This window comes from Solidesulfovibrio alcoholivorans DSM 5433, assembly GCF_000702665.1.
GTDB classification, from domain to species: domain Bacteria; phylum Desulfobacterota; class Desulfovibrionia; order Desulfovibrionales; family Desulfovibrionaceae; genus Solidesulfovibrio; species Solidesulfovibrio alcoholivorans.
The window spans coordinates 91,189-103,203 of sequence record NZ_JNJA01000013.1 but is presented as its reverse complement, the minus strand read 5'-3'; the positions used below and the strand labels follow the sequence as shown (position 1 = coordinate 103,203).

The 12,015-nt window shown below is 68.1% G+C and carries 13 protein-coding genes; 7 read left to right on the top strand and 6 right to left on the bottom strand.

Going from position 1 to position 12,015, the window contains the following annotated elements; translation table 11 throughout:
- On the bottom strand, positions 1–212 hold a 212-nt coding region (locus tag Q368_RS27105), incomplete at its 3' end, for a hypothetical protein (RefSeq protein WP_245611392.1).
- Here Q368_RS27105 and Q368_RS0118160 point away from each other — a divergent pair.
- The 6 genes from Q368_RS0118160 to Q368_RS0118135 all read left to right on the top strand — a co-directional run bounded on the left by Q368_RS0118160 (position 112) and on the right by Q368_RS0118135 (position 5,155).
- On the top strand, positions 112–918 hold the full coding sequence (locus Q368_RS0118160) for a 4-hydroxybenzoate octaprenyltransferase (RefSeq protein WP_245611391.1): 807 nt from the start codon (positions 112–114) through the stop codon (positions 916–918). The genes Q368_RS27105 and Q368_RS0118160 overlap by 101 nt on opposite strands.
- A 109-nt stretch (positions 919–1,027) precedes the next feature.
- Positions 1,028–1,420: a rhodanese-like domain-containing protein gene (locus Q368_RS0118155; RefSeq protein WP_029460467.1), complete on the top strand. Its 393-nt coding sequence runs from the start codon at positions 1,028–1,030 to the stop codon at positions 1,418–1,420.
- A gap of 123 nt (positions 1,421–1,543) precedes the next feature.
- Positions 1,544–3,061, top strand: coding sequence for an MraY family glycosyltransferase (locus Q368_RS0118150; protein ID WP_029460466.1), 1,518 nt, complete (start codon positions 1,544–1,546; stop codon positions 3,059–3,061).
- The gene (locus tag Q368_RS0118145) at positions 3,058–4,191 is read left to right on the top strand and encodes a glycosyltransferase (protein WP_029460465.1); all 1,134 of its coding nucleotides are present in this window, start codon (positions 3,058–3,060) and stop codon (positions 4,189–4,191) included. Before Q368_RS0118150 ends, Q368_RS0118145 begins: the two co-directional genes overlap by 4 nt.
- Positions 4,192–4,266: 75 nt before the next feature.
- Entirely contained in the window at positions 4,267–4,590 is a 324-nt protein-coding gene (locus tag Q368_RS0118140) for a hypothetical protein (protein ID WP_029460464.1), read from the top strand.
- Positions 4,583–5,155, top strand: a complete 573-nt coding sequence (locus Q368_RS0118135) for a WbuC family cupin fold metalloprotein (protein ID WP_029460463.1) — start codon at positions 4,583–4,585, stop codon at positions 5,153–5,155. The genes Q368_RS0118140 and Q368_RS0118135 overlap by 8 nt, the downstream gene beginning before the upstream one ends.
- Before the next feature lie 458 nt (positions 5,156–5,613).
- Here the strand turns inward: Q368_RS0118135 and ychF are convergent, their stop codons facing one another.
- The 3 genes from ychF to tpx all read right to left on the bottom strand — a co-directional run bounded on the left by ychF (position 5,614) and on the right by tpx (position 8,007).
- Positions 5,614–6,720, bottom strand: coding sequence for a redox-regulated ATPase YchF (gene ychF / locus Q368_RS0118130; protein WP_029460462.1), 1,107 nt, complete (start codon positions 6,718–6,720; stop codon positions 5,614–5,616).
- A gap of 100 nt (positions 6,721–6,820) precedes the next feature.
- On the bottom strand, positions 6,821–7,453 hold the full coding sequence (locus tag Q368_RS0118125) for a YajG family lipoprotein (protein ID WP_029460461.1): 633 nt from the start codon (positions 7,451–7,453) through the stop codon (positions 6,821–6,823).
- 38 nt (positions 7,454–7,491) lie between these two features.
- Positions 7,492–8,007 (bottom strand): thiol peroxidase, encoded by a 516-nt coding sequence (gene tpx / locus Q368_RS0118120; protein ID WP_029460460.1) that lies wholly within the window; start codon positions 8,005–8,007, stop codon positions 7,492–7,494.
- 165 nt (positions 8,008–8,172) lie between these two features.
- Between tpx and Q368_RS0118115 the strand changes: the two genes are divergently transcribed.
- Positions 8,173–8,823, top strand: coding sequence for a M15 family metallopeptidase (locus Q368_RS0118115; protein ID WP_029460459.1), 651 nt, complete (start codon positions 8,173–8,175; stop codon positions 8,821–8,823).
- Here the strand turns inward: Q368_RS0118115 and Q368_RS0118110 are convergent.
- A complete protein-coding gene (locus tag Q368_RS0118110; RefSeq protein WP_029460458.1) occupies positions 8,816–11,431 on the bottom strand; it encodes a PAS domain S-box protein in 2,616 nt (871 codons plus the stop codon). The genes Q368_RS0118115 and Q368_RS0118110 overlap by 8 nt on opposite strands.
- The gene (locus tag Q368_RS0118105) at positions 11,385–12,005 is read right to left on the bottom strand and encodes a hypothetical protein (RefSeq protein WP_029460457.1); all 621 of its coding nucleotides are present in this window, start codon (positions 12,003–12,005) and stop codon (positions 11,385–11,387) included. Before Q368_RS0118105 ends, Q368_RS0118110 begins: the two co-directional genes overlap by 47 nt.
- Positions 12,006–12,015 lie beyond the last annotated feature (10 nt).

Genomic DNA, 12,015 nt, shown 5'->3' with positions numbered 1-12,015 from the left:
GGGGGGAGAGGGAACCCTTTTTGAGAAAAGGGGTTCCCTCTCCCCCCAGCCGCCGGAGGCGTATTAATCATGATCGCAGCGATGGCGCGGTTGGTGAAGATTGAGCATTCGGTGTTTGCGTTGCCGTTTGCGTATATCGGCTTGTTTGTGGCGGCCGGGGGCTGGCCGGGCTGGCGGGCGTTTGCGCTGCTCACGGTCGCGATGGTGGCCATGCGGTCCTTTGCCATGGCCGTCAATCGCCTGGCCGACCTGCGCTATGACCGCGTCAATCCGCGCACCCGCATGCGCGAGCTGGTCACGGGGGAGGTGAGCGTGCGCGCGGCCTGGGTGTTCACGGCCGGCTGTGCGGTCGTGTTCGTCGCGGCCTGTGCGGGCCTCAATGCCCTGTGCCTGGCGCTTGCGCCCGTGGCCCTGGTCTGGGGCGCGTTTTACAGCGTGACCAAGCGCTTCACGTGGCTGTGCCATTTCGTGCTGGGCTCCGTGCTCGGGCTTGCGCCCGTGGCCGGCTGGCTCGCGGTCAAACCGGAATTCGCCCTGGCGGCGATCCTTTTCGGTTGCGGCGTCACCTGCTGGACGGCCGGCTTCGACATCCTCTACGCCTGCCAGGACGTGGACTTCGACAAGGGGCAGGGGCTGTGGTCCATGCCGGCGAAGTTCGGCGTGGGCACGGCGCTGCGGCTGGCGGCCTTTTCCCATGTCGATGCGGCCCTGTTCTTCCTGCTGGCCGGTTATGCCGCCGGGCTCTCCTGGATCTACTACGCCTTCTGGGCGGTGTGTTCGGCGGTGCTGCTCGTGGAGCACAGGCTCATCGGCGAAAACGACCTGTCGCGCATCAACGTGGCCTTTTTCACACTCAACGGCGTGATCGCCCTGCTGCTCGGCGTGGGCGCGCTGCTGGCGGTGTTTCTCGCCCCGTGATAGGGTTCGAAAAATACGCCGGTATTTTTAAGAAATCACATTATTCAAGCAGATTGCCTTCGAAGGAAGTCGATACGCCTTTCGAGGGGGCAACACGGGGAGAGGGGCCATGAAGGCGCTGCTGCTTTTTTTCCTGCTCTTCTTCGTGGCCTGGGACCTCGGCTGGCTGGCGGCGGGCGTCGTCCAGACGCTGCCCTGGCGGCTGCGGAGCTTACGCGCCGGCGCGGTCAAGCCGCAGATCCTCGACGTGCGCACGCCCGCCGAATACGCCCTGTTTCACATCCCCGGCGCAATCAACCGTCCCGACGCCATGGCCGCCGATCCGGCGAGCCTGGGGCTCGACCCGAAACGGCCGGTGGTGGTCGCGTGCATGACCGGCCACCGTTCGCCGTTCGTGGCCAAACGGCTTGCCACGGCCGGTTACGCCGCCTCCAACCTGACCTGGGGCATGCTCGGCTGGAAGCTCTTCGGCGGCGAGTCGGTCTCCGGGAATTCCCGCTGACCTTTCCGAATTCCGGTCAATGGTTGCACGACCGTCACGCGGCCCTGTGGACGTCGGAGCGGGCATCGCCTATGGTGCGCCGGTCGGTGGGCAGGAGTGGTTCGCGCTCGCCGCAAGAGGCGTATGACCCCGATATTCTCCCTCTTTCTGGCCGCCTTGGGCCTGTCCCTGCTGCTTACGCCCCTGGCTCGCTGGCTGGGGCGGCGCTTGGGCATCCTGGCCATACCGCAGGCCCGCACGGTGCACACCACGCCCATGCCCCGAAGCGGCGGCCTGGCGCTTTTCCTCACCTTTTTCGCCTGCCTCGCCCTGGCCCCCGTGGTGTTGCCGCATCGGGCCGTCGCCATCCTGTTCGACCACAGCATGCGTTATGTCTATGCCGGCGCGTGCATCATCTTCGCCGTGGGTTTTGCCGACGACAAATGGACGCTGCCCTCGAAGCTCAAGCTCGTGGCGCAGATCGTCGCCGCCTGCGTGGCCTGCTACGGCGGGGCGCGCATCGCCTCGTTCGCCCTGCCGGGACAGTTCATCATCCATTTTGACCTGCTGTCCTACGCGCTCACCGTCTTCTGGTTCGTGCTGCTCATTAACGCCATCAACCTCATCGACGGCCTGGACGGGCTGGCGGCCGGAGTGGTCTTTTTCGCCACGGCGGTGCAGGCGGTGCTGGCCGCCATGCGCGGCGAGGCGCACACCGCGGCGCTTTTCGCGGTCATGGCCGGGGCCACGCTCGGATTTTTGCGCTACAACTTCAATCCCGCAAGCCTGTTTCTCGGCGACGGCGGCAGCTATTTCCTCGGCTACATGCTGGCGGCGCTTTCGGTGTCCGGTTCGGTCAAGAGCCAGGTGGGCGCGACGCTGCTCATGCCGGTCATTGCGCTTGGCGTGCCGCTTCTCGACACCATCACCGCGCCGCTACGGCGTTTCATGCGCGGTCGGGACATGTTCGAGCCGGACAAGCGGCACGTGCACCACAAGCTCCTGAGTCGTGGCTGGTCCCAGCGCAAAGTGGTGCTTTTCATTTACGGCATCACCATCTTCCTGGCCCTGGCGGCGCTGTTGCTGGTCAACCTGCGCAACGCCCCGGCCGGGCTTTTCCTGGTCGTCGTGGGCGGGGCGCTGGTCCTGCTCGTGCGCAAGGCCGGCTATTTCAGCTACTTCGCCGTGGACAAGATCCTCGGCTGGCTGCGCGACGTGTCCGATGACACGGGCCTCGCCAAGGACCGGCGCACCTTCCTCAATCACCAGATCGAGATTTCCCAGGCCCCGGACACGGCCACGCTCTGGGCGCGCATGACCGCCGCCCTGGAGCAGTTGCGTTTCGACATGGCCGAGATGACGCTTTCGGGCGACGGCGCGGGCACGTGCGTGCTGCGGCCGCAACCTCCAAGGGAGGGCGGCGGCGCGGTCTACCGTTGGCGGCGCGAAGAGGCCGAGGGCTCGGACAGGGAACTGCTCTGTTCGCCGGCGGTCATGAAGCTGGAGCTGCCGTTGCTCGGCAAGGATGGCCGCGTGCTCGGGGCGCTGTGGCTGGTGAAAAACCTCGCCGCGGACCCCATCAACGAATTCACCCTGCGCCGCGTCGAGAACCTGCGCCGCACGGTCACCGCGACCCTCGACGCACTGACTCCCGCGCCATGAGGGTGTTGCAGGTCGGCAAGTTCTATCCGCCCGACCCCGGCGGCGTGGAAACGGCCACCCGCCAGGCCGTGGAACAGCTCCTCGCCCGCGGCGCGGCCGTGGAAGTGCTCTGTTTCGCCGGCCCGGGGCCGTACGCCGACCCCGACCCCGATGCCGTCGCGCCGTGTCCCGTCCACCGCGCTCCCGTCTGGCGCACCGTTTCTTCGCAGCCTCTATCGCCGGCCTACCTCGCCGCGTTCCTGCGCCTGGCCCCGCGCTTCGACGTGCTGCATATCCACCTGCCCAATCCCCTGGCCGCCCTGGCCGCGTTCCTTTCCCGGCCCAAAGCCAAGGTCGTGCTCACCTGGCACAGCGACGTCATCGGCAAGGGCGCGCTCGCCGCGTGCGTCGGGCCGCTCGAAGCCTGGCTCTGCCGCCGGGCCGATCTGGTCGTCGCACCAAGCCCCGTACACCTCGCGGCCTCCAACCGGGCGGCGCTTTTCGCGGGCAAGGGCGCGGTGGTGCCCTTTTGCGTGGACGCGTCCATGGCCCGGCCCCAGGATGCCGACCCGGCGGCCGTGGCCGCCGTCCGCGCGCGTTTCCACGACCGGCCGCTGGTCTTCGCCCTGGGCCGGCTCGTTTCCTACAAAGGCTTCGATGTGCTCATCGACGCGGCCGCGAAACTTCCCGAAAACGTCGCCGTCGCCATCGGCGGCGCAGGGCCGCTGCACGATGCCCTGGCCGCGCGCATCGCCGCCGCCGGCCTGACGGACCGCGTTTTCCTGCCCGGCCGTATCCCCGACGCCGCCCTCGCCGCCTGGCTCGCCGCCTGCGATGTCTTCTGCCTGCCCTCTGTCAGCCGGGCCGAAATGTTCGGCATCGTCCAGCTCGAAGCCATGGCCGGCGGCAAGCCCGTGGTTGCGACGGACATCCCCGGCTCTGGCGTGCCCTGGGTCAACCGCCACGGCGAAACCGGCCTTGTCGTGCCGCCCGGGGACGCGGCCGCCCTGGCCGATGCCCTGTCCACGCTGCTCGCCGACCCGGGGCTGCGCGCGCGCCTGGGGCAGGGCGGCCGCGACGCCGTGGCCGGCCGTTTCTCCCCTTCCTCCGTGGGCAAGGCCCTGGCCGACGCCTACGCGCGCCTCGCCTGACACTCTTCCGCCTTTCCTGGACAGCCGGCCCGCTCCGTGGCTATAGGGTCGTAAAACCGGAAAGGAGAGTACCCTATGTCCGATCAGAAATGTGGCTGCGCCTGCGGCTCGTTTTCCCCCCTGACCTGGGTCGCCCTGGGCCTGGGCGCACTGTTCGTCGTGTTCATGTTCATCGAGGCCACCACCATCCGCTGGTGGGTCATGCTGCCGCTGGCCCTGCTCAGCTTCATTTTCTTCAACATCCAGCGCGGCCAGACCGAAGGCGTCGAAAAGAAGGTCTGCTGCTGGGGCTACTGGCTCATCATCGTCGCGTTCCTGCTGCGCGACATGTGCCTGTCCGGCCAGATCGTCGCCGCCTACCACCGCCTGATCGCCGCCGGCATCCCCCTGCATGGCTAAGCCGCCTTACGCCCTGCGCCGCATCTCGCCCCTGGCCACCCAGTCCGACCATGACCGGTTCGCCGTGGCGGATGCGGCGCTCGTGGCCCAGAAATGCCGCGACGCGGCCGCCAACCCCCGCCGCCGCGAAATCCACTGCTTCCACGCCGCAGACGCCGCGACCCTGCACCGCATGATCAATGCCCTGCAACCCGGCACCTACGTGCGCCCCCACCGCCACCTGACCCCGCCCAAGGACGAGGCCTTCGTGGCGCTCACCGGCAAGATGGGCTTCGTCTGCTTCAAGGACGACGGCTCCTTCGATCGCGAAGACTGCGCCATCCTCGACGCCGCAGCCGGCTCCTACGCCGTGGACGCGCTCGCCGGCGGCTGGCACTGCGTCATGGCCCTCGTCCCGGATACCGCCGTGTTCGAAGTCAAACCCGGCCCCTACAGCCCCATCTCCGACAAGGACTTCGCCCCCTTCGCCCCCGCCGACGGCGACCCCGCCGCGCGCGACTACCTGCGCGGCGTGGAAGACCGGTTTCGGGAGCTGCTGGGACTGCCGCCGAGGGAGTGGGAGTAGGAGTGGGAGTGGAAGGAGGAGCGAGGGAGAGAAGAAGGGAAGAGTGAAGATGCCTCCGGCGGCCAGGAGGGGATGATCCCCTCCTGGACCTCCTCGACGGGAGCGGATGGGAGGGAGGTCGGGAACGGCAAGCGGCGGGGCGTCGGCAGTGGTGGTCGCGGAATTTGCCCGGGCGACGCAGGCCGCAAAGCCGGCCAGCACGCCCGGGCAAATTCCGCGACCACGGGCGCCAGCGGCGAAGCGCCGCATTTTAAGAAGATTCTCTTAAGGTCTTTAAGAGGTTTTCAAAGTAAAATTCCTTCAAACTCGCCCCGAAGGGGCGACGGGCCTCGCCGACGCACTCCCGCGAACGACCACGCCTCCACCCGCCCCCCGCTCCCCCGTCCAGGGGGTCCGGGGGGGATGATCCCCCCCGGCCGCCGGAGGCGTCTTCCTCTCTTCTTAGTCCATCCCACCAACTACACGTTGAACAGAAAGTGCACCACGTCGCCGTCGGCCATGACGTAGTCCTTGCCTTCCTGGCGCAGGACGCCGGCGGCGCGGCATTTGGCTTCGGTCTGGTGCTTGATGTAGTCGTCGTAGGCGATGACTTCGGCGCGGATGAAGCCGCGTTCGATGTCGGAGTGGATTTGCCCGGCGGCGGCCGGGGCTTTGGCGCCGGCGGTGATGGTCCAGGCGCGCACTTCCTTGGGGCCGGCGGTGAAGAAGCTGATGAGCCCGAGCGTATGGTAGGCCAGGCGCGCCACGCGGTCGAGGCCGGATTCGTTCAGGCCGTAGGAGGCGAGGAATTCCTGGCGTTCGTCGTCGGCGAGCCCGGCGAGTTCCTCTTCCATGCGGGCGCAGACCACGACCATCTCCGCGCCGCGGGAGGCGGCGATCTGCCGGATTTTGTCCACCAGCGGGGATTCTCCCTTGGGGTCGTCTTCGCCGACGTTGGCGCAGTAGATGACGCGTTTGCCGCTAAGCGGCCGGATTTCGTCGAACAGCGCGAGCATGGCCGGGGTCTCGACGCCTTCGACGGTGGCGGCGGGCGCGCCGGTCATGAGGTGGTCGAGGAGGCGTTTGCCGGCGGCGACCTTGTCGAGGAGTTCCTTGTCCTTGCTGCCCTTGGTTTGCTTGACGAGGCGGTCCAGGCGCGATTCGAGGATTTGCGCGTCGGCGAGGATGAGTTCGGTTTCGATGACGTCGATGTCGCGGGCCGGGTCCACGGAGCCGGACACGTGGACGACGTCGTCGTCTTCAAAGGCGCGGGCGACGTGGACGATGACTTCGGTTTCGCGGATGTGGGCCAGGAATTTGTTGCCCAGGCCCTCGCCCTTGCTCGCGCCGGCGACGAGGCCGGCGATGTCGGTGAAGCGCACGGTGGCGGGCACGATCTGCGCCGGGTTGACGAGCGCGGCCAGGGCGTCGAGGCGGGCGTCCGGCACGGGCACGATGGCCACGTTGGGTTCGATGGTGCAGAAGGGGTAGTTGGCGGCCTGAGCGTTCTGGGCTTTGGTCAGGGCGTTGAACAGAGTGGATTTGCCGACGTTGGGCAGGCCCACGATGCCGACGGAAACGGCCATGGGGGATCGTCCTTTTGCGGCGGCGCTTGCGCCGGATGGGGCCTTGTGGGGGAGGCCGTTTGGAGCGGGGCCGGGGCCGCGCGCGGCGGCCCCGGCGGGCTTACTTGATGTCCCGCGTGCGCAGGATGGTTTTTTCCAGGAAATGGATCAGTTCGTAGTCCGAGGCCATGTGGGACAGGGCCTTGGACACGGTCATGCTGAGGAGCTTGTCGAATTCGGGCTCCACGCCTTCGGCCGGCAGTTTCCAGACGGTTTCGCCTTCGTAGCGTTTGGTCATGGTCTGGCCGTTGTTGTCGGCGGTGACGGCGACGACGGCCACGGCCCGGGCGGAGAGTTGCGCGCCGGTCTGGCTCGGTTTGTAGGCGAGCTCGGTCAGTTCGACCGTGAGCTTGCGCACCACGGCTTCGCTTGCCGCGGCGGGCTTGAAGCCCTTGTCGCGCAGCCCCGCTTCCACGGCGCGGCGCATGGCCGGGGCGGGATCGCAGGCGGTGGTCAGTTTGCCGGCGAAGGAGGAGGCGGGGTTGCACAGCCCGACCTCGGCGCTGGGGCGGCCGTCCTTGACCGTGACCGAGACTTCGACGTCGCGGCCGAGGGCTTCCTTTTCCACGACCACGGACGGCGTGACGGTGGCTTGTTGGCCGGCGCAGCCGGCGAGCAGGGCGACAAGCGCCAGGGCCGTAAAAAGGGCCGACGCCCGGAGGCGTCGGCCGCGTGGTGACAGATGCTGCTTCATGACGTCCTCGCACCGCCGCTGGGGCGGTCAGGCCGTCTCTACAAGACCTTGCGCAGGGCCGCAAGCGCGGCGGCGTAATCGGGCTCGTTGGTCACTTCGGGCACGAGCTCCATGTAGGCCACCTTGCGGTCCGGCCCGAGCACGAGGACGGTGCGGGCGAGCAGGCGCAGTTCCTTGATGAGCAGGCCGTAGGCCTGGCCGAAGGACGCGTCGCGGTGGTCGGAGAGGGTGACGATGTTTGTCACGCCCGCCGCTTCGGCCCAGCGTTTCTGGGCGAACGGCAGGTCCATGCTGATGACCAGCGCCTTGGCCTGACCGGTGAGGCTTTCCATTTCCTTGTTGAATTTGCGGGCTTCCAGGTCGCACACGGCCGTGTCCAGGGACGGCACGGCGATGAGGATGAGGCCTTTTTCGGTGAAATCGCCGAGCTTGGCCGGGGCCAGCTCGTTGGTCAGCACGGTGAAGTCCGGGGCGGCGTCGCCCACGCCGACGGGGGTGCCGACGAGGGTCAGCCCGCCGCCGAGGAAAGTGATAAGTCCGGTGCGCTCGCTCATGGCGCGTTCCTCCTTGCAGATAGTGGGTCGCCAGGGGACGACCATGGCATCTTATGGCCCCAGGGCGAGCCGGCGTCAACCGGGGACGCGGACATGCGGCGTCCGCGTCGCACGCGCTTGACTTTGCCGGGCATGCCGGCAATCTCGCCGGAAAGGAGAACCGCCATGCGTCGATGCAGCACCGCTTTGCTCGTTTTGTGGATGCTTCTCGCCCTGCCGGTCGCGGCCGTGTCCGCCGGCCCGGCCACGCCCGAGGCCGCGGGCCTCGTGGACATCACCAAGGTCGCGCCGGACGTCAAACTCGACATCCGCTACGCCACGCCGAACAATTTCACCAAGGTGGCCGTGTATCCGGCCGCGAAATGCTACCTGCGCGCGGACGTGGCCGCGCGGCTGGCCCGGGTTCAGGCCGACCTGGAGAAGCAGGGCCTGGGGCTCAAGGTCTACGACTGCTACCGTCCCTTCTCCATCCAGAAGAAGTTCTGGGCGCTGGTGCCGAACGAAGACTGGGTGGCCAAGCCCGTGGAAAAGGACGGCAAGCCCGCCACCGGCTCCAAGCACAACCGGGGCGCGGCCGTGGACCTGACGCTCGTGGACGCGGCGGGCAACGAACTGCCCATGCCCTCGGGCTTCGACGATTTCACGGAAAAGGCCCGGCGCGACTATACGGGCGGCGACAAGGCGGCGCTTGCGAACTCCAAGCGGCTGGAGGCGGCCATGCGCAAGGAGGGCTTCGAGCCGCTGCCCTCGGAGTGGTGGCACTTCGACGGCCCGGGCTGGCAGGGCTACGAGCTGCTCGACGCGCCCATCAACTGACCGCGTTTTCGCCGACAGGCGGTTCGGGCCGGGGGATGAGCGGCAGGTAGACTTCGAACAGGCTCCCCCGGCCCACCGCGCTTGTGACCAGCACGGCCCCGCCGCAGCCCTTGACGATGCCGTGCACCGCGGCAAGGCCCATGCCCGTGCCCTGGCCTGGCCGTTTGGTGGTGAAAAACGGCTCGAAGATGCGCTCGCAGATGTCCGGGGCCATGCCGTGGCCCGTGTCCGACACCCAGAGCCTGGCGTAGGGGCCTTCGGCCAGTTCGGTCAGGGGCAGGCCGGCGGCGATGCAGGGGCCGGTCGGGCGGGGCGGGGCGGGCACGGCCGCAAGCCCCACCTCCATGACGCCGCCTTCGGGCATGGCCTGGGCGGCGTTCAGGCACAGGTTCATGAGCACCTGGTGGATTTGCGCCGGGTCGGCCTCGATGGTCAGGGCCAGCTCGGAAATGCGCGCGCGGATCTCCACGCGGGGGTCCACCATGCCTTGGGCCAGCTTGACGGTTTCCTTGGCCAGCGGCGTGAGCGGCAGCGGCCCCACGGTCAGCTCGCCCTGGCGGCTGAAGGTGAGGAGCTGGCGCACGAGGTCGCGGGCCCGCTCCGAGGCCCGGACCACGTCGGCCAGCGGCTTGCGCAGGGGATCGCGCCAGGGGATGTCGGCCAGGATCATCTCGGTGTTGAGCAGGATGGGCGTGAGCAGGTTGTTGAAATCGTGGGCCACGCCACCGGCCAGCACGCCGATGGCTTCGAGCTTCTCCACCTGGCGCAGCCGCTTTTCCAGACCCGTTTCGTAGGTCATGTCGCGCACGAGCAGAATGTGGTTGACGATCTGCCCCATGGCGTCGCGCACCGGGGAAATCAGCGTATCGGTCACGGCCTCCTCGCCGCTTTCCCGGGTCAGGCGCACCCGGCCGGACCAGCGCAGGCCGAGCGAAAGCATCTTGCGCACCGAATCCCCGAGAAAAACCGCCATGTGTGCGCCGAGGTCCATGGAGCCGGCCTGCCCCTGGCCGCCGCCGACGATCTGGGCAAAGGCGGGATTGGCGTATTCGAGCTTGAAGTCGCGGCTGACGATGACCAGCCCCTCGGCGCTCTGGTCCACGGCGGAGACCAGCAGCATGCGCTCTTCCTCGGCGCGCTTGCGGTCGGTGATGTCGCGGGCCGCACCCTCGACGCGCGTCAGGCGGCCGTATGCGTCGAGCACGGCCCGGGCGTTGACCGAGAGCCAGACCGTGCGCCCGTCGCGGCGCACCACCTGCATCTCGTAATCGAAGGCACGGCCGTTCTGGGCGAGCAGGCGCAGGAATTCCAGCCGGTCCTCCTGGCGCGTCTGGATGCGCGAGAACAGGTCGCCCTGCTCGAGCAGCACGTCCTGGGCCGAAGCGTAGCCCAGGATGCGGGCCAGTGCCGGGTTGCAGGCGGCCATGCCGCCCGCGGGGTCGAACTGGAAGATGCCTTCGGCCGAATTTTCGAAGATGTCCCGATACTTGGCCTCGCTTTTGATGAGCTCCTGCTCCATGCGCCAGTAGGCCGTGACGTCGCGGCCGGTGGCCTGGTACTCGCCCACCCGGCCGGCGTCGTCGAAGATGGCGCGCACGGTCCAGCTCAGGCAGCGCGTCTGCCCGTCGGCAAGCGTGAACAGATGCCGGATCTCCGTGGCCGGCGCGCGCGGCGTAAGGGCCAGGATGCGCCGGCGCAGCGCCGTGGCCTCGTGTGCGGGCAGGCGTTCCAGGAACACGCCGCCGACGAGCGCTTCGGGGGACTTGCCGGACAGCTTGGCCACGGCCCGGTTGACGAAAAGGCGCCGCAACTGCGGATCAAGCCGCAGCACGAGTTCGGTCTGGTCCTCGACGATGGCCTGATAGCGCCTTTTGGCGACGTCGAGTTCCTGTTCGGCCCGCCGGTGGGCCGTGATCTCGGTGAGCATGCCGCACACGGCGTCCACGTCGCCCGCGGCGTTGGTCAGCGGGATGCACGCGGCCAGGAAGGAGCGCTCCCGGCCGTCGAAGGTCAGGCGAACCTCGTTTTCATCCGCTTTTTTCGAAAGAATGGCTTCCCGGGCCGCCACCTTGAAGCGCGCAAAGGCTTCCGGCCCGCTCGTCTCGGCCATGAGCCTGCCGAGCAGCAACTCCCGGGGCTTGCCGTGCAACCGCTCGAACGCCTTGTTGACGAACAGGAAGCGGAAGTCGAGGTCCACCACGAACACGGCCGTGATGGCGTATTCGAGGATGCCGTCGAGGCGCCTGGCATCGAAGGCCGGCGGCGGGGCATCGAAGACGCAGACGACGCCTCCGGCCGGGGCTTCGTCCGGGCCGAGGACAGCGCAGGCGGCATGCCCCGTGGCCCGGGTGCGTTCGCCGCCGCGCAGGGGACAGTCCGGGCACGGCGCGTCGCGGCCGTACAAGACCGCATGGCAGGCCGCGCCCGCCTCCTCGTCCAGGCGGGCGCGGGCGGGCGCGTTGCCGCGCAGGAAACGGCCCTCCCCGTCGAGGACGGCGACGCCCTGCGCCAACGCCTCGGCCAGCGTCCGCGACGGTTCGTGCGTCAGGACAAGCGCACCCTCACGGGCGAGCGTAACGGCCAGCCGGATTGGTGACACCGTCGTCATAGGGCGAATATCCCTTGGGCGCAGGTTGGGCTGGCAGGGAAATCCCCTTGGATATCTTGCTCTTTTCGTACGTCCGCATCAGCTCGTCCATGTTCACGCTGTCCGGTTCGGGCAGCGCGGCCGCCGGACCGGCGTTGGCGATGGAATAATACGCGAGCTTGAGCCCCCTGGTCGCAGGATCGTACTTGAGCTTGACCTTCACGTCGCCCTTGCGCCAGCGCAGGACCTCCACGCCACCCTCCGCGGACAGGGACGGCTTGCCGTATTCCGCTGTGATCCGTTTGGCCATGGCTTCGCGGTCGATGAGGCCGTCCAGGCGCACGTAGGCCGCAAAGAGCTTCCCCGCGGCAAAGCCGTAGAACACCACCGGGGCGCGGCCGTCCAGCCTGTAACGCTCGTTGAGATTGACGGCGTATGTGACATCGCCGCTCTTTTTGAGCGTCAAAAAGGACGGCAAGGCAGCAAGGTTCGTCCCGAAAGGCGTGCCGGCGAAGCCGTCGGCCTGTCGGGCCCAGCACGGATCGTTTACGGCCAAAGCCGTGACGATGGCGAAAAGCATGATCCCAAGGCGCATATTCCCTCCC